Raw genomic sequence first — 25,548 nt, forward strand, 5'->3', positions numbered from 1 at the left:
CTTTTCCCTCCACTTTTTTTATCGGTTATCGCTTTTTGCTGTATCTACATTCATTCCTTCCGAAACTTTCTGCTGGCCATTGATGATAACCTGGTCGCCAGCCTTCAGTCCCGAAAGGATGACGATGCCATCGCCTTCGAAATCGCCGGTAGTTACGGGTTGCTGATGCGCCTTTCCGTTTACCACGGTCCATACGAATCGGGAGTTATCTACATCCAGTTCAATGCTTTGTGACGGAACGGTGATGTGGAATGGGGTAGCAGCGCTACCCTGCACCTGGGCGTTGCATACCATGCCTGGGAGCAGACGGCCCTGCGGATTGGTGATGCCCACCTTGACATCGTAGGTATGCGAGATGGGGTTGGCATCGATGCCTTTTTCTGAAATCGTTCCCCGGAAAATGGCACCCGAAAGAGCGGCTACCGTCAGTTTCACCTTGTCGCCCACGTGCAGATGAGATATTTCAGCTTCGGGTACGGATATCTTGGCGTTGACTTGTGCCACATTGGCGAGTTTCAGCACAGGCTGTCCGGGGAGCACATAGGTTCCCAAGTCCACGTTCTTGGCAGCGATGACACCTGCAAAAGGAGCTGTGAGGGTAGAGTGGGAGAGTTGCTGGCGGGCGATGCTTTCAGCCGCCTTTGCCTGTTCCAGTTTGCTTTCTATCTCCACCCATTTCATATCCGAGATGGTTCCCGACTGGTGCAGGGGCAGGAATCTTCTGTAGGCATCCTGCGCCTGTTTCAGGGTGGTGAGTGTTGCCCGGTGAGCCTCCTTCACGGTGGTAGGGTTGATGGTGGCGAGCAGCTGTCCCTTGCTCACTCTATCTCCTTCTTCCACCCGTATGGAAGTGATGTTTCCGGCTATCTCGAAGCTGAGTGTAGATCCAATCTTTTCCTCGATGGTTCCCACATAGTCTTTCGCTCCCCCCAGGTTTGTATTCCCCACGGAGATAGTCTCAACTTTCACGTTTTTCTTCTCTAGCTTTCTGGCTTTTTCGGTGCATCCCGCCAGCATCATACAGCTGATAATGAATGCGACAAGCCATCCCGTTATAACATCTTTCTGTTTCATATTGATTACATTTTGTTGTTTTTTGCAAAGATAATGCAAAGGTATGAATTTTAGCTGAAAGCATAGGGAAAATAGGATTAAAAAAATAAAAAAAACAGTTCTTCTTCTACTACTACTACGATTTCCACGCTGTTCATAGTTTCAATCACGTCTTCCATTGAAACTACGCCTCTGATGCATCCAACCGAACAATCTACACCTTAGACCGAGGGTTGAGTCGATTACAGAAGACAATGTGGAGTCAAATTGCTCCATGACCCGAAAAAATCCTCCAAAAAGAGTGAGTTTCTCAGATTTAATTTGTATCTTTGCCATGTTATGTCAGAGTTTTGCTTGTTTTCTTTTCGCAACACTAAGATAAGTGAAAATTCTCACATGGCAAAATCCTGAGCAACTTTTTGTTGTTCTGGGGCTTAAAAGGTTTGATTTATAATAGTGTTGTGGAATTAAGGTTATAACAATATTATGACATCGTTATTCATATTGCAACTTGTATGTTGCGTCATTACAGCCATGCTAGCATTGCAATTAGCCATGGCAAGTTTGCAGGTGAGATGGAAGGTGTGGCGCTACGAAATATCAAGATGGCTTCTCGTTGCATCCATGCTATTCTTCTCCGTCCACTACCTCTTGCAGATGGTTCATGGATTCCGTGCACAAGGTACCGATGTGGGCGCAGCATTCAACATACTGTTCTATACCCCAGTGGCATTTGCCATCACTCTCTCCATCATCAACATAGAGAGCACAGGCAGCAAAGTGCGCCGTTATTGTTTACGTAGTATGATGGCGTACATACTCATCGCCCTAGTTTTCGTCATTGGCATATTCAAAAGTCATAGTTTACACATTGGCAATATGCTCTATGTGATGCTCGGTCTTTTTGTGGCTAGCATGGCATATTTTATCTTTATCATTCGCAAAGAAACAAATACCCGAAGGCAGAAGCTCATGGAAAATTTCGGAAGTGACTTGATTTCATACGTGCGCTATTCGCAAGCCAGCATCATTTTGCTATACCTTACTGCTGGACTCCTGCCTGTAGCAATCCTCTTCAATACCTTAATTATATATAATAGGTCCCTTGATGTTACTCTCTGTCATCTTTTTCGTCCACACTTTCATTGCTATGGGCTATTACATCACACCAAAAGAAGTCATTCCTGAGGAAAATGACGCAGAGGCAAAAGTCACGGACGCAGAAGATATAAAAGACGGCAAGAATACTTATGGTACAAATATCTTGACAGCTAATAGAAAGATAGAAATAGAATTAGCCCTCAAGAAATGGTGTGAAGAGGGATTTTATAAGGACTATGAAGTTAGCATCTATTCGTTAGCTACCAAGTTGGGATACAAGAAAATCGAACTGACAGAATACTTCAACCAGTCAGAATATACCAATTTTAGAACCTGGCTTAGCGACATTCGCTTTAATGAGGCAGTTCGCATGATGAAAGCCAACCCCGAATATAGCATTGACGCTATTTCCACAGAGTGCGGTTTCTCATCCCACACATGGATTTATCGTATATTCAAACAGAAAACGGGCATGTCACCTAGCCAATGGCGCAAACAGTTTGTCTCCATCTAAGTGTGTGTTTTTGTAATCATACATTAAATACTGTTTAAAAAGTAGTAGTTTTCCTAGGAAAGCTACTACTTTTTTTGTGAAAAAGCTACAACTACCATAGGAAAGCTACTATCACTTTCAAAATAAAAAAGCTATTTTTGCAATCGAATCAATAACATAACAGATAATGAAAATGACAAGAGCAGAACCAACCATTTCAATTTCAGATGAAAATCTCATCATGATTGTTGTAGTGATCGTGACTGTGATTATCATAGTGTTCATCCTTGTGATGATACGCGACTACCGTCTCTATCTTGGGAATCATTGGAAAAAGAAATTCAGTTTCGCTGATTTCGTCAAGCAAGAACAGTTTTATATTTATATACTGTTGTTCTTCCTTCTTTTGGTAGGTTCGGAATTGTTGTTACAAAACGAGTATTCATTTTAAAACAATAAATAATTATGAAAAAATCGTATCTATCATTATTCATCCTCGCAATAGGAGCGGCGATGTTAACTGCTTGTACTGATGATGACAACAATGGGGGAAACGGAAATCCCAACATTCCTCTGGCAGAACTATCCAAGCCAAAGGCAAACCCTTGGCTGGCACAAGAGGAATACAGCATCACCCATTTCAATTCGGCTCAGACCGATGCTTTCACTGCAAAAGTGAAGGACGGCACGTTCTATGCCGACCTGACGAAATGCAAGACAACAAGCAGCGGTCCTGTGAACCTCATGACGCTCACATCCACTTCCCCAAAATACATGTGGGGAATGAGCAGCGACAGAGTGTCTATCATAGACGTATCCAACGGCAATTTTGAAAGACTCGCAGAAGCTGGTTTGCCTGGAATAACAATGAAAACTCAAGAGCAACTCAACATCTTGACTTCCAGCTACTCATCTTACTCAGAACTTGCTACAGCCGTAACCGGAGTGCTAGGCGCTGCCCCACAAATGTCTATAGCCAATGGAAACTATGTGTTGTGCGACAAGGACAACTATGTATATACCAATGCTGGACACATCATGGCAAGATACAAGCTGAAGAACCCAAATAATCCGAAGGATGGCATAGAGCTAGACAGTCAGATTAAGCTCACACCGTATATCAACAACTCTTACACGCTGGTGGGAGCTACCATGACATACGATGGACATTTGCTCGTGGCGGCACAGAATGCTCTTGTTGTACTCAACCGTGAGTTGACCACGGTAGAAGATACCTACCCACTGGCAAGCACCCAGATATTGACGAACTCAATAGCAGTGGATGAGAACGGCGGGGTATATGTGGCAAGCAACGCCAAGGAGGCCAACGGCAAGGGACTCATGCAAAAGCTGATATGCAAGAATGGAAAGTTCTCTGTCAGCGAGAGCGATGGAGCATGGAAAGCCGAGTATGACGGAGGTCCAATGGCACCATGTATCAAGCTCGGATATGGCACAGGAGCAACCCCTACACTAATGGGATTTGGCAACGACGAGGACAAACTCGTAGTGATAACAGACGGAGCAAAGAAAATGAAACTCGTAGCTTTCTGGCGTGACGCCATACCTGCCGATGCCAAGCCTGTAGATTCCGGCAACAAGCGTTTGGCAGGAACGTTCGACATAACGTGCGGATTACCAGCCTCTACCGAATGGGTACAGTCGGAGCAATCCGTAGTAACCGCAGGATACGACGCTTTTGTGGTAAACAACATCAGCCAGACAACGGAAAAGATAAACGACAAGATTATAGGCGTACTAGCAATCGGTCCTACCATAGAGACTCCTAGAGGTGTTGAATGCGTGAGCTGGAACACAAAGGAGAACAAGTGGGAGGCTAAGTGGACACGTGCTGACGTCAGTTCACCAAGCATGATTCCTGCTGTAAGCACATCGTCTGAAATGGTATTCGTAAGTGGATGGAACGATGCCACAGGATGGGAAGTAACCGGACTCGACTGGCGCACCGGCACCACACGCCACCGCACAATCCTAGGCAAAGACAATCGGGCCAATGGAGCATATGCCATCATACAGTTCTTTGACAATGGTGACTTACTCTACAACTCGGTATCTGGACCGTTCAGAGTGGAAATCAAGTAAAACAGAGTGAGAACAAAAAGTATATTAATTTTAAAAAACAGGAAGTATGAAAATTAAACAAATTATCATGACCTCATTGCTAAGTTGTATTATGGCAATGACATTCATCGCATGTTCCGATGACGACAGCAACAACGATATAAAAATCCCTACCCTGTCGCCTAAGGAGCAATGGGGCCCAACCCTGAAAGGCGATGGTGAGGTTCTCGGAGCATACCCGGACTTATATTCCAATTATTGGGAATACACCTATCAGGCAGACCAAAATAGTGACAAGATTTTATGTCTGAAAGGAGAATATCCTCATTGCAGATATTTCAGCATATCACTATACAATGATATGACAGGAGACGTTTTCGCAGGCATCGATGACCAGGACATCTCGGCAGATAACGGAAGCACGAATCCTTTCGTCGCAACCACTATGGGAAAGAACTATTTCACCCTCTATGTGGTGCCAAACGGAACGCCACAAAGCGTAATAGACAAACTTGGCTCATCGAATGTGGTGAAAGTTGCAGAAGGTGTGAACAAAGTAGCCATTGCTCTCAGACATTACCTGGGAACTACTGCTGATGGAAGCCAAAAAGACGAATACGCAGGAGTAGAACTTCCAGCTATCACCGCACTCGACATGAACTTGCATGAGACCTACGTGCCAGAACACGTTGTATCAAATGTCTATAAGATAACATCGAAGGTGTTTACACAGAAATCCGACGAAAACAGGGAGATGCCATTCTTCCTTGCTCCAGTTAGCATGTACTATCCAAACAACTCCACGGCATACCTTTATGGAAGAACGCACTTGCGCGAGGACTCTGTGCTCACATTCTCCTTCATACCGGCCACAGTGCCAACAAAGCCTGAGGAATACAGAAAAGCTGTGACACGTTACTGGTCTATCTGCATTGGCTCAGCAAGCGACACACGCTCATATATGTCTGTATATGATGCGAAGGCTCGCTATGCCGATGGCAAGAAAGCAACATTTGTGGTTTGCCTGAAAAAGAATCCTAAGCTATCAGCCATACAGAGCAAGGTGAACGAAATGAATGCCAACGGAGAGTATGTCAATCTCTTCATTTGGGATAGTGAGAAAAAGAACATAGACGGCAATCCTATCGGAGAGATTGTGGCTGTCATGTACAGGAACATTCTTCCAGACAGGAAATGGATACACTCCATCGCAACCATGACACCTACTGCTTACAAGGATAAGACTGGCGAACCTATCGACCATGTGACCGATCCCGACAAGCAGCTTGCTCACAAAGCTCTTGGCGACTATGGACCACTTGGTGTAAAGGTAAGCAACGATGATTTCTTGCAGTAATGCCTACTTTTATGAACCTACTACGCTAACTCGCAAAAATGAGGGTTAGCGTGGTAGGCTCTCTACTTTTTGGGGGCTTCCGCTTTTCTCGTTGGTAAGACCATATATTCACTTCTTCTAAGTTTTAGTTAAATATATTTAATGAAGTGAGGATTTTCAGATAATAAATTGTATCTTTGCCTTCAATACGAACCATATAATTAAAATACAATATGAAGAAAATCTTATCTATTGCTTTTGCAGCATTACTTGCAACATCATCTTTTGCACAGAAAAGCGAAACACTTCTGGAACGTAACCAGTTGGCCAAGACTCCCCCTATGGGATGGATGACCTGGAATCTCTTTCAGGGGAACATCAGCGAGAAACTGATTAAGGAAACTGCCGATGCCATGGTGAAACATGGATTCCGAGATGCTGGTTACGAGTACATCTTCATTGATGACTTGTGGCAGGGCGGTCGTGACCGCCACAACAACATCATTCCAGACCCTGAGAAATTTCCGAATGGCATCAAGGCGCTTGCCGATTATGTTCACTCCAAGGGCTTGAAGCTGGGCATTTATTCTGATGCGGCTCAGCTTACCTGCGGCGGATGGACAGCCAGTTACGGTTTTGAGGAGCAGGATGCCCGCACCTTTGCTTCGTGGGGCATCGACTATCTGAAATATGATTACTGCCATGCTCCTGAGGATAGCGCCACTGCCCGGAAGCGCTATCGTACCATGGCCCAGGCCTTGAGCAAGTCGGGTAGAAACATCGTGCTCGGTATCTGCGAGTGGGGACAGCGCAACTGCGAAGATTGGTGCGAGCAGGTAGGCGGTTCTCTCTGGCGAACCAGCTATGATGTAAGAGACATGTGGAAGGATATTGTTCATCAGGGTGGAATGGGTATCCTCGATATCGTGAACGTCACCGCGCCGCTTGCCAAGGATGTGCGCCACGGTCAGTGGCCGGATATGGATATGCTGGTAGTGGGATTGAACGGCAAGGGCGGCCCATCCAGCGATTTGGGTGGAGTAGGGTGCAACTATACGGAATATCAGACTCAGATGAGTATGTGGTGCATGATGTCGTCGGTATTGGCACTGAGCAACGACCTTCGAAAGCTTTCGCCTGAGGACAAGCGCATTCTTCTGAACAGGGAGATTATCGCCATCAATCAGGATCCGCTGGGCAAAGCTGCAGAGCGCAAGGTGAATCAGGCAGATTATCAGGTTTATGTTCGTCCTTTGGCCAATGGTACCCATGCCGTAGCCATTCTTAACTGCAGCGACAAAGCCATCAGCATACAGGCAGATTTCAAGCAGTTGGGCTTAAATGGCAAGTATGCGGTAAGAGATGTCTGGCAGCATCGCGATATTGCCAGAAAGGCAAGCAAGTGGAAGGGTAGTGTAGCTGCCCATGAAACGAAGGTATTCGTATTGAAATAGGTGTTTTTTGATATTGATATAGAGGAACCGGCACTTATATATATGTATATATATGAGAACCGGCACAAAAAAAGGGCTAGCCCATTACCAGGACTAGCCCTCCGTTTTAATTATTTTCTAGGGTGCAATGAAATGTCATCCAGAAAGCTGCTTAGCACGTTATGAGTGATTACTTTACCTCAATGTGCTTAACATCGTCTTTCTTCTCCTCCTTGGCTACCTTAGGAATCTCAATCTTCAAGACACCATCGCTGACCTCAGCAGAAATCTTCTCGTGATTGGCATCCTCTGGTAAAGCATAGCTCTGAGAGTAGCTGCTGTAAGAGAATTCACGACGCAGGTAATGCTCTTCCTTCTTTTCCTCCTTCTTCTCGTTCTTGTTCTCGATAGATACATTCAGATAACCATCCTTATCAATGTTCATCTTAACCATATCCTTCTTCAACCCAGGAGCTGCAATCTCCATCGTGTAAGCTGTAGCATCCTCCTTTACGTTAACAGCAGGAGCTGTGGCGTTCATGTGTGGCATCAATTCGGTATCAAAGAAGTTGTCATTAAACCAACTGTTCAACCAATTTGAAACACTGTTATTTCTACGAGCTAACAACATAATGTAAAACCTCCGAATTTTATTTTTCTCATCCTCTCTTCGCCTTCCGGCTCTGTCGGGATTTCTAATTGTTTATTAATTTATCCTTTTTCTTAATGATCGCTTCGGCTTTCGGGACTCAAGGCCTTCGAGAAACCCTCTAATGTAATTGCTTAGGGTTCTTATCGTTCCCCTTGCCCTTTCAGCTTCCGTTTTCATCTTAGGTATTAGCAAGTTATGTGCCAGGTGAATTTTTATATCAGGAGTGAACGGTTTTTGCCAGAACTGGCAATAAATGCTGCAAAAGTGGCATCAAAGTATAATTAATTTAATCATTTCTGCCAAAATATTCCGTTTTCCCTCCTCAGTTGTTCCCGTCTGTTGCTTGAAGAATGAATGTATGTTAAACTTTTAATGAGAATACTTTTTCAAGTGGACTCTTCTTTCAAATCCCTATCCACCATGGCGCAGACACAGGAGTCTGACCATACATTCTCTGCCGTCTCTACCATGTCGATAATGGTATAGATTGGCAGGATGATACCCATGATGCCGATAGGAGCATTGATGCCGGACATCAGAGATAGGGTAAGGAAATAACATCCCATAGGCACTCCTGCATTCCCCACTGCTGAGATAACTGAAATGAAGAGCCAGAGAATCATCGTAGTCCAAGGTAAAGGCATTCCTCCATTCTGCATCAGGAATAAGGAGGTTACGAGGATAAACGCAGCACAACCATTCATGTTGATGGTAGTACAGATAGGCAATACGAAGCGGGAAACCTGATTGGAAACTCCCAGTCTATCTTCTGCTGTCTGCATCGTCACCGGCAACGTAGCAGCAGAACTCTTTGTAAACAGAGCCATTAATACTGCCGGCATCATCTTGCCCAAAGTGCGCACTGGATTCAAGCCTCTTGCCAAGAGGAAGAGCGGGAGAATGATGAAGAATTGAATGACATTACCTCCCAGGATAACAGCTACGTACTTTCCTAGAGAAGCCATCACGATTCCTGCGGAGAACTGGGCTGAGAGTTGTGCTGCAAAGGCAACTATACCTAGAGGCAGAGCCCAGATTAATCCATGAATCAGCATGAAGAGCAGATCCTGTAATCCAAACAATCCCTTCATCACGACTTCTTTCTTATCGCTTGATGGCATTTTGGTTAAAGCAATACCTGCAGCTGCCGCCAAAATCAATATAGAGAGTACATTTCCTTCGGCAAACGGCTTGATGATGTTGTTGGGTATTACCCCAAGAATATGGTCATAATAGCTGGTTTCTCCCAGCTTTTGGGGAACATCTGCCATACCGCTCTGCACCAAGGCTGTAGGTAAATTGCCTGGAGAAACGATGTTGTAGAGTACCAGTCCCACTGCTGCTGCAGCTATCGTCGTGAGCAGGGTGTAGGTGATGGCGTGGCGGAATATCTTACCGGTATCTGCCTGGTTGCCCAAGGATGCCAGGGTTGTGATGACAGCCAAGGCTATGGTTGGTACTGCCAGAAGTTGGAATAAGCGGGTATAGATCGTGGCGATGAAATTCATCAGACCATCCAGCCAGCTGATGCCGAACATACCTAAGACTGCGCCTACTATCAAAGCGCCAATCCAAAGCATCAGCTGCCGGGTTTGCTTATTCTTCACTTTCTTCACTCCTTTTTGGTTACTGCAGCCGGCATTGCTGTCCGGCTGTCTATTTCCTATATCATTTATTGTTTTTACCATGATTTTAAATTATTATTTTTTAGACAAAAGTATTCTCCTTATTCCAACCCCCACATATCATTCAGCATACTGATTGCTGACTCCGAGCGGAAAACATGATCGCGGAAGGTGATGATGCCTTCGGGAGCAAGGTGGGCTTCGAAGGAATTCACCAGGAAATCTGCTTCGAGCAGAATGCGATGGTCGAGGTTGGTAATATCTTGATAAGTATGATGATGGGCAATGAGCCAGCAGATTCTTTCTATCTGTGCGGCTGTGAATCCATCTACTTCTGACAGTACTTTTTTTGCCTCGTCAGGACCCAGTTCTTCCTGGTGCTTGCCATCGCAGTTGCCGTATCTGGCTTGTGAAACGTGAATGCCTACATCGTGAAGAATGGCTGCTGCTTCGAGCACGAAGAGTTCTTCTCCGGTCATTCCCTCTGCTATCGCAATCATACGGGCAAAGTCGTGCACCTTTACGAAATGCTGGATGAGTGGCGCATCGCCACCATCGTACTTAATCATCGCCCTCATCAGTTGGGCGAGTGTCAATTCCTTGTTTGTCATAATCTTATGTTTTTTTTAAATCAATATTTATATCTACTTAAGATGTTAATCGAAAAGCTTCTTCCAAATCCACAATACCACTATGGCGCCAATGACGCAGAAAATGAAGTTGGTAAGATAACCCTTGCCAAACAGTTCTATGTTCAGCAGACTGCTGATGATGGCGCCGGCATATACGCTACGTCTCCAGCAGGAAGGTTAATCCGCTGATTCCGATATAGGCATAGATGATGTATTTGAGTAGGGAACCGCTGAGGTGCCTGAACACCCATGAGCCTATCAGGTTGCCAATGAAGACTCCGGCTATTCCATACACATAACCTATGGAGACCGTGGTGGTGAAGAAACCATTGTAGGCTCTTGCCAGTGTCATCATCAGATTGCCTGCCAGGAAATAGGTCTGCGTCATCGCCAGATAGCGATCCTTGTCGGGCTCTGAACTGACGAAGTAGAGTACGGCTGGGGGACCCTGCATTCCGAAGAATCCTCCCATCAGTCCGCTCAATGTTCCTGCCGTAACCTGCACGGGCAGCGTAGTCTTCACCTTGATGCGCTTGCTGAAGAAGGCGAAGTAGATGCTCACGATGATCAGCGTAATGCCTAGCAATATGTTCAGAATATGATATTCCATCCGCCGGAGCACGAAGATGGCTCCGATGGAAATGATGATGAAGGTGAACAGAATGGGCAGCAGTCGCCTCCAGGTGATGTACTTGTATTTCTGAATAACGATGATCAGGGAGGTGGTCATTGCCAGGATGCCTGAGAGGGTTGTTGCCTCACCGTAAGAGGGCATGATGGAGGGGAGCATCGTCATGATGAAGATGCCAAAACCGAAGCCAGTGGTGCGTTGCACAAAACTGGCTCCGATGCTCAACAGGAAGAGTTCTACTACTATCTGATCCATTTTCTAGTACTATTTATCTGAGCTTTCTGATAACTCTTGCAGGATTTCCCACAGCCATGGAGTCATCAGGAATATCCTTGACCACTACGCTGCCGGCACCGATTACGCAGCGGTTGCCGATGGTTACTCCAGGGCAGACGATGACTCCTGCGCCCAGCCAGCAATCCTCGCCAATGGTGATGGGGAAGCCTGTTTCTACTGGCTTGCGTCGTTCCATATAGTTGATGGGGTGGTTAGGGGTTACCAGCTGGCAGTTCGGACCTATCAGGGTGCGGTCGCCGATGGTAATCCAGCCTTCATCGAGCATCGTGGCGCCATAGTTGATGAAGACATTCTCACCCACCTTGATACCGTGACCATGGTCGCAGTGGAAGGGTGGGCAGATGGTGGAGGAGGCAGGAAAGCCTGGAATCAGTTCTTCCATAACCTGATGATAGTCTTCATCAAACAAGGTCATTGTCTGCAAGCGGGTGCAGAGACGGTTGGCGTGCTCTATGCTTTTCATGCCTTCCTTGTTGCTGAAATCATAGAGCTCGCTGTTTCTCATTTTTTCAAATTCTGTCATCTTTGTTCTTTATTGATGGATATAATCCAGAATCTGTTCTGCATGAATCTTGGTCTTGATCTCCTTTGGAGTGAAGATCTTCTCAATGATGCCTTCTTCGTTGACAAGATAGGTGGTGCGGAGGATTCCGATGGTCTTTCTGCCGCAGATTACCTTCTCGCCCCAGCAGCCGAGTTCCTGCAAAAGGGTGGTCTCGGTATCGGCAATAAGAGGGAACTGCAGACCCTTGGTTTCTGCAAACTTCTTCTGCAGCGCCTGCTTGTCCTTGCTCACGCCGATAATCTCGTAACCGGCTGCTGCCAGTTCCTCCTTATGAGCCTGCAGGGAGCAGGCCTCGGCAGTGCATCCGCTGGTGTTAGCCTTCGGATAACTGTAGAGCACTATCTTGCGACCACGATAGTCGCTTGCCTTGATCTCACGTCCGTCCTGGTCAATGCCAAGAATCTCTGGTATTTTATCTCCTACATTCATAATTATATATTATTTAAAAGTTATACTATTCTTCTATCTATTATTTCTTCCTTTTCACCCCTCTTACTGCCTCGCTTTCCAATGGATTCTCGGGCCAGAAGTGCTTGGGGTAGCGGCGTTTCAGCTCCTTGCGCACCTCGAAATAGGTGGATTGCCAAAAACTGGCGAGATCCTGCGTAAGCTGAACGGGCTTGAAACCCGGAGAGAGCAGCTCCAGCAGCAGTGGCTGCCTGCCATCATCAACAGCTGGCGTCTGAGTCATTCCGAAGCATTCCTGCAGGCGGACACTGAGGATGGGTGCCTCGGCTCCCTGACGATAGTCGATGCGGATATGACTGCCCGATGGAACCACGATGTGGGTGGGTGCGAGGCGGTCTATTTCCTGCTGCTGCTCGTATGGAATCTGTGCCCAGAGTATTTCCGGGAGATTGAGCTTCCTGAGTTCGGCGGTGCTCGTCTTGAGCTTTCCGCCCTGGTCCAGATAGAAGGGCAACCATTCGCTGGCTGTCTCCATCAGGTGTGCGGTGGATAAATCGGGCAACTCCATTTCCGGATGCCACTCTCTTACCTGCGCCACTCTCCGCTGCAACCGCTGAACGTCTTCGTTCCAATCCAGCATGCTGAGTCCTTCCTTCCGGATAGCGGTACAGAGGATATGGATAATCTGCTGCTTGTCGGCATCCTGGAGCGGTTTGCTATCCACAACCAGGGTTCCGATGCGTCGCTCTCTCTGCATCCTGATTATTCCCGCCTTACTGTCCCACGAGATGTTGTCGAACTCGTGGGTAGGGAGGTCGTTGATGTTTACGGGAGCCGAGAGAAACACCCTGCCTGCCTTTCCCGAAGATGGAAGCGGGGTGGAAGCATTCGTGCCCGACGGCTGGGCAGATACATTGAGCGAGGCGATGGCGAGCCATTGCTGCGCCGACATCGCATCGCTTGAATCGATGAAGAACGTCTTACCATTCGACATTCTGAAATGGCCGATATTATCGATGGCCATGGCGATGCGCTCAGGATAGGCTAGGGCAATCAGTCTGCCCACCTCTTCTGCATCCACCGGATCATTGTCTTCCTTCACCTTGAGCATCCTGCGGTATTCCTGGGCTATCTGGGCGATGTGAGCCCATCTGCCCAGACTGTTTTTCTGTCGCTGCGAACGGAGGATGGAGAGGCGCAGCGACATGTCTGAATCCTCAGAGTCACTCATCGGGTCTTTCTCTTCCAGCAGGGCGGCAACGTCGCAGGCTAGAGCTTTGAGCGCAGAAGATTCTGTACTCATCATCATCTTGGCGATGCGCGGATGACAAGGCAATGTTGCCATCTTCCTGCCCAATGGGGTGATGCTGCCATTCGGATCTATCGCTTCAAGAGAAAGAAGCAATTCCTTGGCATTGAGTAGGTTACTGATTGACGGTGGAGTAAGCCAGAGCAGCGACTGGGGATTGTTCTCGCCAAAGGCTGCAATATCGAGTACCATCGACGTAAGGTCGGCTTCCTCTATTTCCGGTCGGCGCTGGTCTTCCATCAGATGCTCCGAGGTCTGAGTCCACAATCGGTAACAGATTCCTTCAGCCACACGTCCGGCTCGTCCTCTTCTTTGGGTGGCCATATCCTTGCTGATGGTTACGGTTTCCAGGTGGCTCAATCCCGTACGGGCGTCGTAAACCAGTTTTCTGCAAAGTCCGGAATCCACCACGATCCTCACGCCTTCGATGGTAAGCGAGGTTTCGGCAATAGGTGTGGCGAGCACAATTTTTCTTTCTCCCTCTTTCGAAGGGGCGATGGCGAGGCGCTGCTTCTCGGGTGGAAGATTGCCGTAGAGCGGATAAACCTGCGGAACGGTAAGTTCAGCTGAAGCCCTGCTGAGGCTTGCATCCAATATCTCCTTGCATTTCAGAATCTCCGACTGTCCCGGAAGGAAAGCCAGAATATCACCATCGTGCTTATCTGCAGCCTTGAGGATGGTAGCCGCCACCTCTTTATATATATCGTATCGCGCAATATCGGTCTCGGAATAAATGGTCTCTACTGGGAACATCCGTCCTTCGCTCTCTATCAGTGGGGCTTGTAATGCTTCGCAGATGGCAGAAGCATCGATGGTGGCCGACATGATGATGATCTTCAGGTCGGGGCGTATGATTTCCTGGGCCTGTCGGGAGAGAGCTAGCGCCAGGTCGGAGTTGATGCTTCGCTCGTGAAACTCATCGAAGATGACGGCGCTCACTCCTTCGAGCGTGGCATCGTGGATGAGCATCCGGGTGAGGATTCCTTCGGTGAGCACCTCGATGCGGGTTTCTGAGGAAACCTTGTTCTCGAAGCGTACCCGGTAACCTACGGTCTTGCCCACGGGTTCGCCCAGGATGCTTGCCATCCGCTCTGCTATCTGTCGGGCGGCAAGTCGGCGCGGTTCCAGCATCAGAATCTTTCCTTGTGGGGTGGCTTCGAGGAGGGTGAGTGGAAGCACGGTGGATTTTCCGGCTCCCGGCGGAGCGGTGACAACAAGGTTTGCCGACTCCTTCAGGGTGCTGTTGATGGCGTCGGCTATCTGGAATGCAGGAAGATGACCTGCCTGCTGTTTGATTCTATCGTAATTCATACTGCAAAGATACAAATATTTGTATTGATACTGCAAAGATACGCATTATTTTTGTGATACACAAATTTTCAGACCATCTTCTCTTTCAGCCGGTACCATTTTACAAAGGCGAAGTAGCCGGCTAGGATGGCAACATAGAGAATGGCTAGCTGGAGCAGGGAAAGATGCACATGCTCGATGCTTGCCCCCGGCAACATACTCGTCAGACGGAAGGCGGTGTTGATGAATTGGGTGATGGAGGTGAGAACGTTCATTACCAACTGCATTAATCCTTCTATGGATGAGGCTAGAAAAGAGATGTAGGTAAGGGGTGAAAGGATAAAAAGCAGGACGCAGAGATAGAGAATGAGGGTGGCTGCCGGGATGGCGATGAAACTGGTAATCAGGGAGTAACAGGAAATGCGGCCGAAATAGAAGACGATGAGGGGCAGGGTGCCAATCTGGGCAGCCAAGGAAACACAGAAAAGACCCCATATTGCGCGGATGATGTTGCTGTGGGATGAGAGGAGACAGAAGAAGAGGGGGTAGAACAGAAGAATGGAACCCACGGCAAGAAAGGACATCTGGAAACCGATGTCGAAGATGTTGAACGGGTTGACCAGCACCATGATGATGTAGGCCAATGCCAGTGTGTTGAGCGTTGGGTCGGGGCGCAAGGAGAGCAATACCATACTGTAGATGCTGAGCATGGTGGCTGCCCTGACGGCACTGGCTGGGAATCCGATAAAGATGACGTATGCCCAAACGATGGTGGTGGATAGGATGATGGTTAGCTTAGACCGGCGTTTGCCGCCTAGCAGCAGGATAATGAGTTGGAAGATGATGCCGATGTGCAAACCGCTAACTGCCAATATGTGACTGGTTCCGGATATTGAATAGGCCTCCTTGGTCTCCTGGTTGAGTGCCGACTTGTCGCCCATTGCCATGGCTGCGATGACGGCGAAATCCTGTTCCCCGATATGCAGGGTGTGCAGTTGTTGTTCCGCCTGTTGTCTGAAGTCTTGGGCTTTCAGGATGGTACGCTCAAAGGAGGACAATGATTGGTAGGCTTTTATCTGAACGGGAGCATTGAGGTGATCGATGTGATGGGTGGTAATGCAACTGCCGAGACAGAAGATGCAAAGATAGAGGTTGAGGCATTGATAGTGGATGAGCTTGTCGATGATGCGGCTAGACGGGTTATGTCGGCGGATGAGTTGGGTCATCATATAGCAGCAGGCTGCGATGCTCCAGGGAAGGATGGAGATGGCGAGCCAATGGCGCATGCTGAGGTAATCATAGCTATATTTAGCCGTGATGATACCTGCCGTCAGTACGAGGCTGAAGGACATGAGCGGGGTGAAATGTTGCTTCTTGATTCTGTCCATAGTTGCCGATTTTGCAGGAAAGCCGATGGGATGATATAGGCTGATTCCAGGGTTTTTGTAAAAGCCCGATAAAAGGTTGGTGATAGTCCAACACTTTTATCGGGCTTATCCTATTTTATATAGTGTTTATCCTATATATATAATAATGTGTAAATCTACAGCAGATGCTGCAGATGAGTTATCTAATCATTATTTGCCGAATCCGAAGATACGCTTGATGAATTTCTTCACCGCGTTCTCGTTCTTCTGTGGGTTTACCACAGGAGCATACTTGCGGTTGCCGGAGCCCTCGGTGTTCTGCTGCTTCTGCTGGGAAGTGCCCTGCTTTTTCTGGGCTACGCCTCTGCCACGGCCATTGCTGCCTGGGCGGACATTGTTCTCTGTACCAGGACGCTGGTTGCCATTAGGCTGCTGGTTGCCGTTCTCATCATAGCGGCGCTTGTTGTTGTTGCGGCGCTTGTTGTTACGGCTCTGCTGCTCGCCATTCTGTGGAGCAGCCTGCTGGTTGTTCTGTGGCTTGGCTGCCTTAGGGGCATTCTGCTGTTTGGCATCCTTTGGAGCATTTGGCTGGTCGCCATTCTCGCTGTTGTTGCGAGGATTCTTCTCCTTTCGGTCGTTTGGTTTGTTTGGCTTGCGCTTGTGAGAAGTTTGGTCACGGTCTTTCTGGCGACGGCTCTTGGCGCTGGTCTTGGTCTTACCCTCACTATTGGCATTGTTGCCTTCGTTTCCATTTTCGCCGTTGTTCTTGTTTTCTCCGTTGTTTCTGTTCTCGGCGTTCTTCTTGTTGCGGCTTTCTCCGTTCTTGCCACGGCCTTTTCCGCCTTGCTTTCCGCCCTTTCCACCACGGCCGTTGTTCTTCTTAGGCTTGTTGAGCTTGATGTATTCAGGGCCTTCGCCGCAACCTTCCGGCAATGGCATCTTCTCTACCACTTTTTCCAGGAACTTCTCTATCTGCTGGAACCAGTACTGGTCTTCCTCGTTTACGAAGGTGATGGCTCTACCGTCACGGTTGGCACGGGCTGTACGACCGATGCGGTGAACGTAATCCTCTGTATCGTGAGGAACATCGTAGTTGATAACCATCTCGATGTCATCGATGTCGATTCCACGAGCCACGATATCGGTAGCCACGAGCACATCATATTGTCCGCTCTTAAACTTGAACATCACGTCGTCGCGCTCTGCCTGCTCCAGGTCGGAGTGCATCGCACCGCAGTTGATGCCTATCTGCTGAAGGGCTGCTGCCAACTGCTTCACCTTCATCTTGCTGCCGCTGAACACGATGACACGCTTCATGTCGCCAGCTTTGAAGATTTCCTTGATAATGGTCATCTTCTGGGTTTCATAGCATACGTAAGCCTCCTGCTTGATCTTCTCGGCTGGTTTGCTTACGGCGAGCTTAATCTCTACAGGGTCTTTGAGCAAGGTCTTAGCCAGTTCCTCAATCTTCTCTGGCATGGTGGCAGAGAACATGATGGTCTGGCAGGTCTTAGGCAACTTGCTTGCGATGGTGTTGATGTCCTCAGAGAAACCCATGTCGAGCATGCGGTCGGCCTCATCAAGGATGAAGAAGCTCACCTTGCTCAAATCCACGTTACCCAGAGAAATGTGGGTGATGAGGCGGCCAGGGGTAGCGATAACTACATCGGCACCCATGCGGAGGCTCTTCAATTCCTGGTCGTAGCGGTTGCCGTCGTTGCCGCCATATACTGCCACGCTGCTCACATCTTGCAGATAGTAGCCGAAGCCCTGCATTGCCTGGTCTATCTGCTGAGCCAACTCGCGGGTTGGTGACATGATGATGCAGTTGATGGCATCTTTTGGATAACCGCCATCGTCGAGCTTGCTCAAAACTGGGAGCAGGTAGGCTGCAGTCTTACCGGTACCGGTCTGTGCAACGCCTAACACGTCGTGACCTTCCAATATCTCTGGTATACATTTTTCCTGTACGGGGGTGCAAGTGTCGAATCGCATGTCGTATAATGCGTCGAGCACGTTGTCGTTTAAATCTAATTCGTCGAAATACATTTCTATAAAATTTTTAATTTATAGTTTATAGCTTATAGCAGCAGTGCCCCTATAAACTATAAACTCTTAATTCTTAATTGATAATTACCTCGGAGCCTTGCGGTAGCAGAAGTATGCCACGAAGGCAAAGATGATGTTTGGCATCCATGCCGCCAATGCCGGAGGAAAGTTTGCCTGGATGGCGAAGGTGGCTGAAACGGTCTGCAGCATGATGTAGCCGAAACTCAGTGCCAGACCGATGCCCAGTGCCATTCCCATTCCTCCCTTTCGCTTGCGGGATGAGAGCGAAACACCGATGATGGTGAGGATGAAGGAAGCAAACGAGGAAGCGATGCGCTTGTAGTACTCCACCTGATACTGTACCACATTGCCTGAACCACGGTTGATCTGCTTGGAGATATAATCCTTCAGTTCCGGACTGGTGAAGGTTTCCTGCTGTCCCTTGGAGTAAACCAGATCGGTAGGCTCCATCATGATGAGCGTATCCTTCTGTGCTCCACTCGTGATGTGTTCCTTCATACCCTTCAGCTGGCGCACCTTCCAGCTGCTCAGCTTCCAGTGGTACTTGCTGTCGGAGATGGTATCATACTGAATCTCCATTGCCGTGAGGTGACTCACCAGTTTTTTGTCCTGAAACTTGTCCAGGCAGAAGCCATAGCCTCTCTTCACGTTGTTGTCGTAGTGCTGGATGTAGGCGATGACACCTTTATCTACCTGCAGCTGCACATTCTCGGCAGAGGTGTTCTTCTTCTTGTTCTTATACATGTTCTCGAAGTTCTGTCGAACCACGGTGCCATGTGGGATGACGTAGGCGGAGAGCGCATAGCTCAGGGCTGAAAGCATCACGCAGGTGATGAGATAAGGACGCAGAAGTCGCTTGAATGAAACGCCCGATGCCATGATGGCAATGATTTCAGAGTTGCCTGCCAGCTTCGAGGTGAAGAGAATGACAGCCACGAACACGAACAACGCACTGAAGAGGTTGGCGAAGTAGGGAACGAAGTTGGCGTAATAGTCGAAGATGATGGCCCGGGTCGGCGCATGATACTCCGTAAACTTCGCCAGGTTCTCGTTGAAGTCGAACACGATGGCAATGGTAATAATCAAGGCTATCGAGAAGAAGTAGTAACCTACGAACTTCTTGATGATATACCAGTCCAGTCGCTTGATGTATCTCAGTGGGTTGAGATACCTGAGCACCTTGAGGAAACGCAGTTTGTGCCCCATCCATCCCAGCACCTTGGCGATGCGGTGAAGAATGGGAATCAGCCAACCGAAGCGATGGGCAATGGCTCTGCCCATCTTCAGTCGTCTGCGATGTTTTCTGATGTATTTAAAATCTTTCATCATTTAAAGTAAATATGTATGGGAGCATCCCATAAAGTTCAATGCTCAAAGCTCAAAGTCCAAAACTAGATTCGTGTGCCGAGCTGGTCGATGATGGAGCGCTTCCACTCCACAAAGTCGCCCTGCTCTATGTGATGGCGGGCATCGGTGACGAGTCGCAGGTAGAACGAGAGGTTGTGGATGCTGGCTATCTGCATCGCCAGGAGCTCCTGTGCCTTGAACAGGTGGTGCAGGTAGGCCTTGGTGGTCATGCGGTCGATGTCGCATCCGTCTGGGTCCACCGGACTGAAGTCCATCTCCCATTTCTTGTTGCGCATGTTCATCGTACCATTATAGGTGAAGAGCATCGCATTGCGGCCGTTGCGGGTTGGCATGACGCAGTCGAACATATCCACACCACGCTCGATGGCTTCCAGGATATTCTGAGGAGTACCCACACCCATCAGGTAGCGAGGCTTGTCCTTTGGCAGAATCTCGTTCACCACCTCAATCATCTCATACATCACCTCGGTAGGTTCTCCCACGGCAAGACCGCCGATGGCATTTCCGTCTGCGCCCTTGTCGGCGATGAACTTGGCTGCCTCGCGGCGCAATTCAGGGAAGGTGCAGCCCTGAACGATAGGAAAGAGACTCTGCTGGTAGCCGTAGAGCGGTTCCGTCTCGTTGAAGCGCTTGAAGCAGCGGTCCAGCCAGCGCTGGGTGAGCTCCAGACTCTTCTTTGCGTACTGGAAGTCGCTCTGTCCCGGAGGACACTCGTCGAATGCCATCATGATGTCGGCTCCGATGATGCGCTCTGTATCCATCACGTTCTCTGGGGTGAAGAAGTGCTTGCTGCCGTCGATGTGTGACCGGAACTCGCATCCCTCTTCTCTGAGCTTGCGGATGCCTGTGAGCGAGAATACCTGGAAGCCGCCGCTGTCGGTGAGGATAGGGCGGTCCCAGCCGTTAAACTTATGCAGTCCTCCTGCCGCCTTGATGACGTCGAGTCCCGGACGCAGGTAGAGGTGGTAGGTGTTGCCCAGGATAATTTGGGCTTTCACCTGCTGGCGCAACTCCTCGAAGTGGACGCCCTTCACGCTTCCCACGGTGCCTACTGGCATGAAGATAGGTGTCTTAATCTGTCCGTGGTCGGTGGTGATGATGCCAGTACGTGCATCGCTGGCCTTATCTGTTACTTGTAGTTCAAATTTCATTTTCTTTATTTTTCTTCTTTTTTGTCGTTATCTGGAATGGTGAAGTTGATAGGGTGCTCCACTTTCTCGTCGGTGAGTGCGAACTCCCATACATCTGCCACGTCTTCTACATAGTGGAAGCTTACGCCCTTGAGATACTTTTCCGGAATGTCGAGAATGTCCTTCTCGTTATCCTTGCAAATCACGATGTCGGTGATGCCGGCACGCTTGGCGGCTAGAATCTTTTCCTTGATGCCGCCCACAGGGAGTACTTTGCCTCGAAGGGTTATCTCGCCCGTCATGGCTGTGTTCTTGCGCACCTTGCGCTGGGTGATGGCCGAGGCGATGCTGGTGGCGATGGTGATTCCTGCCGATGGACCGTCCTTCGGTGTGGCTCCTTCCGGCACATGGATGTGGAGGTTCCAGTTTTCAAAGATGCGATAGTCTACGTCGAGCAGGTCGATATGCGCCTTGATGTACTCCAGGGCGATGACGGCAGACTCCTTCATCACGTCGCCGAGATTTCCGGTTAGGGTAAGTTTACCTTGCTTGCCCTTGCTCAGGGATGTCTCGATGAAAAGGATTTCTCCGCCCACGGAAGTCCATGCCAGTCCGGTTACTACTCCCGCATAACTGTTGCCCTGGTAGATATCACGGTTGAAGGGTGCCGTGCCAAGAATATCTTTCAGTTCGGCTGGGGTGATGGCTGGCTTTTCCAGTTCCTTGGAAGAGGCGAGCTTGTAGGCCATCTTGCGCAGTCCTTTGTTAATCTGCTTCTTCAACTGGCGTACGCCGCTTTCTCGGGTGTAGTGCTCGATGATGTTCTCGATTGCTGCCTTGCTGAAAGTCACCTTCGGGGTGAACGTGTCGAGACCCGTATTCTCCAACTCCTTCGGAATCAGGTGGCGCTTGGCTATTTCTATCTTCTCCTCGGTGATGTAGCCGCCTACTTCTATCAGCTCCATGCGGTCGAGCAATGGGCGCGGGATGGAACTGATGTCATTGGCGGTGGCGATGAAGAGAACCTTCGAGAGGTCGTAATCCACATCCAGATAGTTGTCGTGGAAGGCTACGTTCTGCTCTGGGTCGAGTACTTCGAGCAGTGCCGATGCCGGGTCGCCATGATAGTTATTGCTTGATACCTTGTCTATCTCGTCGAGAATGAATACTGGGTTGCTGCTTCCCGCTTTCTGGATGTTCTTGATGATACGTCCTGGCATTGCACCGATGTAGGTGCGGCGATGACCGCGAATCTCCGACTCATCGTGCAGACCGCCGAGCGACATGCGTACATACTTGCGGTTCATGGCCTTGGCAATGCTTCTTCCCAAACTGGTCTTTCCTACTCCTGGAGGACCGTAGAGGCAGAGGATAGGACTCTGCGTTCCGTTTTTCAAGCTTCTAACTGCCAGGTATTCCAGGATTCGCTCCTTCACCTTCTCCATGCCGTAGTGGTCCTGGTTGAGAATCTTCTTGGCGTGGGTCAGGCTCAGGTTGTCTATGGTGTATTCGTTCCAAGGCAAATCTACCAGCGTCTGCAGATAGTTGATCTGAATCGGATAGTCGGGGCTTTGCGGATGGATGTTGTCAAGTTTGGCCATTTCCTTCTTGAAAACCGCTTGGGTTGCTCCGTTCCACACTTTGTGCTGGGCCTTTTCGAGCAGTTCCTTTTTCTCCGGACTTCCTTCACCTTCTCCCAGTTCAGTCTTGATTTGCTTAATCTGCTGTTTCAGGAAATATTCCTTCTGCTGTTCTTCCATCTCGTATTGAGTCTTTCTCCTGATTTCTGATTGCAGGAAGAGCAGTTCCAGCTCCTTTTGCAAAGCCTTCATTGCTACTATAATACGGTCGGGGAGGAACTCTTCCTCCAGCATCTTGATTCTGTCTTCTACAGAGAAAGGCAAGGAGTTGCAGAGAAAGTTGCACTTGACGAAGATGTTGGAAATCTCATTGATGGCATAGACCGCCTCGTCTGGGATGTTTTCGTTATGCTTGATGAATTTGATTGACTCCTCGAAGAAGGTCTTGGTCAGGGTCTTGAACATCGGCTCCTTGGCCAATTTCTCTGAAGGCCAGAGTTCCGGTTGGCTCTCCACGTCGGCCATATAGTAGGGTTGGGCTTCTACGATGCTTTTCAGCTTGCATCTTCCCAGGCCCTGTACGATGACGGTTTTCTGGTGCTCCTCGTTGGGCATGTTGATGACCTTCACCAGTTTTGCGAAAGTTCCCTGTTCGTAGAGGTCTTCTGTTGTGGGATCTTCGGTGTCCTCTTTCTTCTGACAGAAGATACAGAATATCGTTTCTGGATTCTGCTCCAGCATGTTTACCAGTTCCTGACTCTTTTTTCTGCCCACCACGATAGGGGTCAGCACAGCTGGGAAAACTACCAGGTCGCGTGTGCAGAGGGTAGGATAGATGCCTGCTTCTCTTTGTTTAATCAGCACGGATGCATCACCTTCGAAGTCGGCAATCATCTGGATTCGTGTATTTGAATTATCGTTCATATTTGTTAAATAAACACTTTTTGGGGGTGTAAATTTGATGAATATACTTTTTTAGTTTGCAAAGTTAGTGATTTTTAGCGAAAATCCCATCTATTTTTCCGAAAAACTCCTCTTTATTATATTTTATTTTTAATAGAGGAGGGTAAATGTAATAAAATGCTTAAATTTGCGTTATGATTTTAAGTAAAAAAGTTAGGATAAATGGCAGAATTTAAGTTTAAGCAATTTGAAATTCACCAAGACCGTTGTGCCATGAAGGTGGGTACGGATGGTGTGCTGCTGGGGGCATGGGCTCCTGGCGGCAAGCGTATATTGGATATTGGTTCCGGAACAGGACTCATTTCGCTGATGATGGCGCAACGCTGCCAGGAGGCACAGGTGATAGGTGTTGATCTGGATGCTGAGGCTTGTGAAGAGGCTTGCGAGAATGTGGCGGCTAGTCCCTTCGCCGACAGGGTGAGCATAGTGTGCTGCCGCTTGCAGAATTATGAATCGGCAGAGAAATTTGATGCCATCGTAAGTAATCCTCCCTTCTTCTTGAATAGTCTGAAAAATCCAGACAGTAAAAGGTCGATGGCCCGCCATGCTGACAGCTTGCCGTTTAGGGATCTTTTTCTGGGGGTAAAACGATTGCTTTCTGAAGAGGGCGTGTTCTCGGCAATAGTTCCGTCGGAAGTACTGGATGCTTTTACGTCAGAAGCCTATCTGCTAGGCTTTTGCCTTGTTCGCCAATGTGGGGTTAAAACGGTGGAACGGAAGCAGCCTAAGCGCTTTATGCTGACCTTTGCCAGACATAGAACGATGAAAATGGAAAATACGATTGAGGTAATGATGGATTCTGACGGAAATCGGTCGGAATGGTATACGAAAATTACGGAGGAATTCTATGTAAGTTAATCTTGATAGTAAGCTAATCTTGATAAGAAGATAGATGATAGTAGCTTTATATCCAAGATGTTGTTTTTGAATAAAAAACAGGAGTTGGAAGTTAGAAGTTGCAGGAGGTATAATCACGCCTGCAAAATTTTCTGATTTCCAACTCCTGTCATTTTAAAGGTTCAATTTGCGTTGCACCAGTTTGCTGATGGCTTCAACTCGCTTGCTCTGTCGCTGGATATCCTTCTGGATGTCATCGCGAACCACATTGATGTCGTTGAAGAAATCTGCAAAGGCCGATTGAATCATGTTGGGCTTGCGGACATTTTTATCGGCAAACGGATTGATGATCATCTTGATGCCTTTCTCTTCCAGATGCACGTCAATGTCGGCGCCAGTCATCACCGGGTCGCCGTCGTAATGGATAACACCCGGCTTGCTGCGTGAAATGTGGAGCTTTTTGCAGCGAAACGACTTTATCTTGGAGTTCTTGTCGAGTGTCTTGTTGAACATGTCGAAACTAACCTGTGATGCCTCCAGAACATCGAATGGTTCCATGATGACAACGTCCATCAGGCCATCGCTCATGGATGCCTGCGGGGCAATGTAGGCATTGTTGCCATATTGCGAGGCGTTGGCGCAGGAAATGAGGAAGGCCTTGTATTGCTTGGTGCCTGTCTCGTCTTCCAGCGTATAGGTCTCCGGCTCATATTTCAGTCCCTCTCTGAGAATGTTCTCTGCATAACTGATTGGTCCTCGCTTTCCGCTCTCGGCAAATTTCATGCTGACGAAGGCGTCGAATCCCATTCCGCAGGTGCAGAAGAAAGGGTAGTCGTTGATGACTCCATAGTCAAGGTCGCGTATCTGGCAAGCATTGATTACCTCGATGCTCTTTTTCAAGTTCATAGGCAAAAGCAGGTGGCGCGCCAGTCCGTTGCCGGAACCGCAAGGCAGGATGCCCAGGGCTGTATCTGAATGGACGATGGATCGGGCTACTTCGTTGACGGTGCCGTCGCCACCCACTGCCACCACGATGTCGGCATGGTCGTCTCTGGCTTCGGCTGCAATCTCAGATGCGTGCCCGGCCCTTTCGGTTAACCTTATCTCGTACTCGAACAGCTCCTTGTCCAAAGTAGAATCTATCAAACTGGGAACAGCTGCTTTGCTGCTGGTTCCAGAAATCGGGTTCATGATGAAAACTATCTTTTTTTTCATATCTTAGTCAAGAAAACGTAATATTTAAAGTGCAAAAGTAATAAAAATCTCTAAAATAGCAAGAAATATCCATTAAAAAAACTCTAAAAGTAAACTTTCTTAGGAAAAAAG

20 protein-coding genes and 2 pseudogenes are annotated in these 25,548 nt (G+C 48.3%); 6 read left to right on the forward strand and 16 right to left on the reverse strand.

Annotated features, from left to right (window positions below; translation table 11 throughout):
• Window positions 1-18: 18 nt before the first annotated feature.
• Both KUA49_RS07415 and KUA49_RS07420 read right to left on the reverse strand, forming a co-directional pair.
• Window positions 19-1,074, reverse strand: a complete 1,056-nt coding sequence (locus KUA49_RS07415) for an efflux RND transporter periplasmic adaptor subunit (protein ID WP_218412221.1) — start codon at window positions 1,072-1,074, stop codon at window positions 19-21.
• Between the two features lie 174 nt (window positions 1,075-1,248).
• Window positions 1,249-1,389 (reverse strand): annotated as a pseudogene (locus tag KUA49_RS07420) (IS1380 family transposase); the annotation flags it as partial.
• Window positions 1,390-1,587: 198 nt separating this feature from the next.
• Between KUA49_RS07420 and KUA49_RS07425 the strand changes: the two are divergent.
• The 5 genes from KUA49_RS07425 to KUA49_RS07445 all read left to right on the forward strand — a co-directional run bounded on the left by KUA49_RS07425 (window position 1,588) and on the right by KUA49_RS07445 (window position 7,519).
• The gene (locus KUA49_RS07425) at window positions 1,588-2,241 is read left to right on the forward strand and encodes a hypothetical protein (protein WP_256624793.1); all 654 of its coding nucleotides are present in this window, start codon (window positions 1,588-1,590) and stop codon (window positions 2,239-2,241) included.
• Entirely contained in the window at window positions 2,204-2,668 is a 465-nt protein-coding gene (locus KUA49_RS07430) for a helix-turn-helix domain-containing protein (protein ID WP_256624794.1), read from the forward strand. The genes KUA49_RS07425 and KUA49_RS07430 overlap by 38 nt, the downstream gene beginning before the upstream one ends.
• 444 nt (window positions 2,669-3,112) lie before the next feature.
• Window positions 3,113-4,750: a hypothetical protein gene (locus KUA49_RS07435; RefSeq protein WP_218412222.1), complete on the forward strand. Its 1,638-nt coding sequence runs from the start codon at window positions 3,113-3,115 to the stop codon at window positions 4,748-4,750.
• A 46-nt stretch (window positions 4,751-4,796) separates the two neighbouring features.
• Window positions 4,797-6,086, forward strand: a complete 1,290-nt coding sequence (locus tag KUA49_RS07440) for a hypothetical protein (protein WP_218412248.1) — start codon at window positions 4,797-4,799, stop codon at window positions 6,084-6,086.
• Window positions 6,087-6,298: 212 nt separating this feature from the next.
• Window positions 6,299-7,519 carry a glycoside hydrolase family 27 protein gene (locus tag KUA49_RS07445; protein ID WP_218412223.1) on the forward strand — a complete coding sequence of 407 codons (1,221 nt, stop codon included), beginning with the start codon at window positions 6,299-6,301 and terminating at the stop codon, window positions 7,517-7,519.
• Window positions 7,520-7,688: 169 nt separating this feature from the next.
• On the opposite strand, the gene KUA49_RS07450 is transcribed toward KUA49_RS07445, so the two are convergent.
• The 13 genes and pseudogenes from KUA49_RS07450 to lon form a co-directional block, all read right to left on the reverse strand.
• Window positions 7,689-8,129 (reverse strand): Hsp20/alpha crystallin family protein, encoded by a 441-nt coding sequence (locus tag KUA49_RS07450; protein ID WP_153122300.1) that lies wholly within the window; start codon window positions 8,127-8,129, stop codon window positions 7,689-7,691.
• Window positions 8,130-8,536: 407 nt separating this feature from the next.
• Window positions 8,537-9,838: a dicarboxylate/amino acid:cation symporter gene (locus KUA49_RS07455; protein WP_218412224.1), complete on the reverse strand. Its 1,302-nt coding sequence runs from the start codon at window positions 9,836-9,838 to the stop codon at window positions 8,537-8,539.
• Window positions 9,839-9,876: 38 nt separating this feature from the next.
• Window positions 9,877-10,386, reverse strand: a complete 510-nt coding sequence (locus tag KUA49_RS07460; RefSeq protein WP_218412225.1) for an HD domain-containing protein — start codon at window positions 10,384-10,386, stop codon at window positions 9,877-9,879.
• A gap of 45 nt (window positions 10,387-10,431) precedes the next feature.
• A pseudogene (locus tag KUA49_RS07465) lies at window positions 10,432-10,560 on the reverse strand (GlsB/YeaQ/YmgE family stress response membrane protein); the annotation flags it as partial.
• A gap of 4 nt (window positions 10,561-10,564) precedes the next feature.
• Window positions 10,565-11,293: a sulfite exporter TauE/SafE family protein gene (locus KUA49_RS07470; protein WP_218412226.1), complete on the reverse strand. Its 729-nt coding sequence runs from the start codon at window positions 11,291-11,293 to the stop codon at window positions 10,565-10,567.
• Between the two features lie 13 nt (window positions 11,294-11,306).
• Complete coding sequence (locus KUA49_RS07475) at window positions 11,307-11,858, reverse strand: sugar O-acetyltransferase (protein WP_218412227.1); 552 nt, start codon at window positions 11,856-11,858, stop codon at window positions 11,307-11,309.
• 9 nt (window positions 11,859-11,867) lie between these two features.
• Window positions 11,868-12,329, reverse strand: coding sequence for a peroxiredoxin (locus KUA49_RS07480; RefSeq protein WP_218412228.1), 462 nt, complete (start codon window positions 12,327-12,329; stop codon window positions 11,868-11,870).
• 40 nt (window positions 12,330-12,369) lie between these two features.
• A complete protein-coding gene (hrpB, locus tag KUA49_RS07485) occupies window positions 12,370-14,928 on the reverse strand; it encodes an ATP-dependent helicase HrpB (RefSeq protein WP_218412229.1) in 2,559 nt (852 codons plus the stop codon).
• A 68-nt stretch (window positions 14,929-14,996) separates the two neighbouring features.
• A complete protein-coding gene (locus KUA49_RS07490) occupies window positions 14,997-16,295 on the reverse strand; it encodes a ComEC/Rec2 family competence protein (RefSeq protein ID WP_218412230.1) in 1,299 nt (432 codons plus the stop codon).
• Between the two features lie 189 nt (window positions 16,296-16,484).
• Complete coding sequence (locus KUA49_RS07495) at window positions 16,485-18,323, reverse strand: DEAD/DEAH box helicase (RefSeq protein ID WP_218412231.1); 1,839 nt, start codon at window positions 18,321-18,323, stop codon at window positions 16,485-16,487.
• 84 nt (window positions 18,324-18,407) lie between these two features.
• Window positions 18,408-19,670 (reverse strand): LptF/LptG family permease, encoded by a 1,263-nt coding sequence (locus KUA49_RS07500; protein ID WP_218412246.1) that lies wholly within the window; start codon window positions 19,668-19,670, stop codon window positions 18,408-18,410.
• 65 nt (window positions 19,671-19,735) lie between these two features.
• Window positions 19,736-20,863 carry a tRNA guanosine(34) transglycosylase Tgt gene (gene tgt / locus KUA49_RS07505; protein ID WP_218412232.1) on the reverse strand — a complete coding sequence of 376 codons (1,128 nt, stop codon included), beginning with the start codon at window positions 20,861-20,863 and terminating at the stop codon, window positions 19,736-19,738.
• A gap of 5 nt (window positions 20,864-20,868) precedes the next feature.
• Complete coding sequence (lon, locus tag KUA49_RS07510; protein ID WP_218412233.1) at window positions 20,869-23,346, reverse strand: endopeptidase La; 2,478 nt, start codon at window positions 23,344-23,346, stop codon at window positions 20,869-20,871.
• Window positions 23,347-23,547: 201 nt separating this feature from the next.
• Here lon and KUA49_RS07515 point away from each other — a divergent pair, with 201 nt between their 5' ends.
• Window positions 23,548-24,243: a tRNA1(Val) (adenine(37)-N6)-methyltransferase gene (locus KUA49_RS07515; protein WP_218412234.1), complete on the forward strand. Its 696-nt coding sequence runs from the start codon at window positions 23,548-23,550 to the stop codon at window positions 24,241-24,243.
• A gap of 153 nt (window positions 24,244-24,396) precedes the next feature.
• On the opposite strand, the gene KUA49_RS07520 is transcribed toward KUA49_RS07515, so the two are convergent.
• The gene (locus KUA49_RS07520; protein ID WP_218412235.1) at window positions 24,397-25,437 is read right to left on the reverse strand and encodes a diacylglycerol/lipid kinase family protein; all 1,041 of its coding nucleotides are present in this window, start codon (window positions 25,435-25,437) and stop codon (window positions 24,397-24,399) included.
• Window positions 25,438-25,548: the final 111 nt, after the last annotated feature.

Source organism: Segatella copri, from assembly GCF_019249655.2.
GTDB lineage: Bacteria > Bacteroidota > Bacteroidia > Bacteroidales > Bacteroidaceae > Prevotella.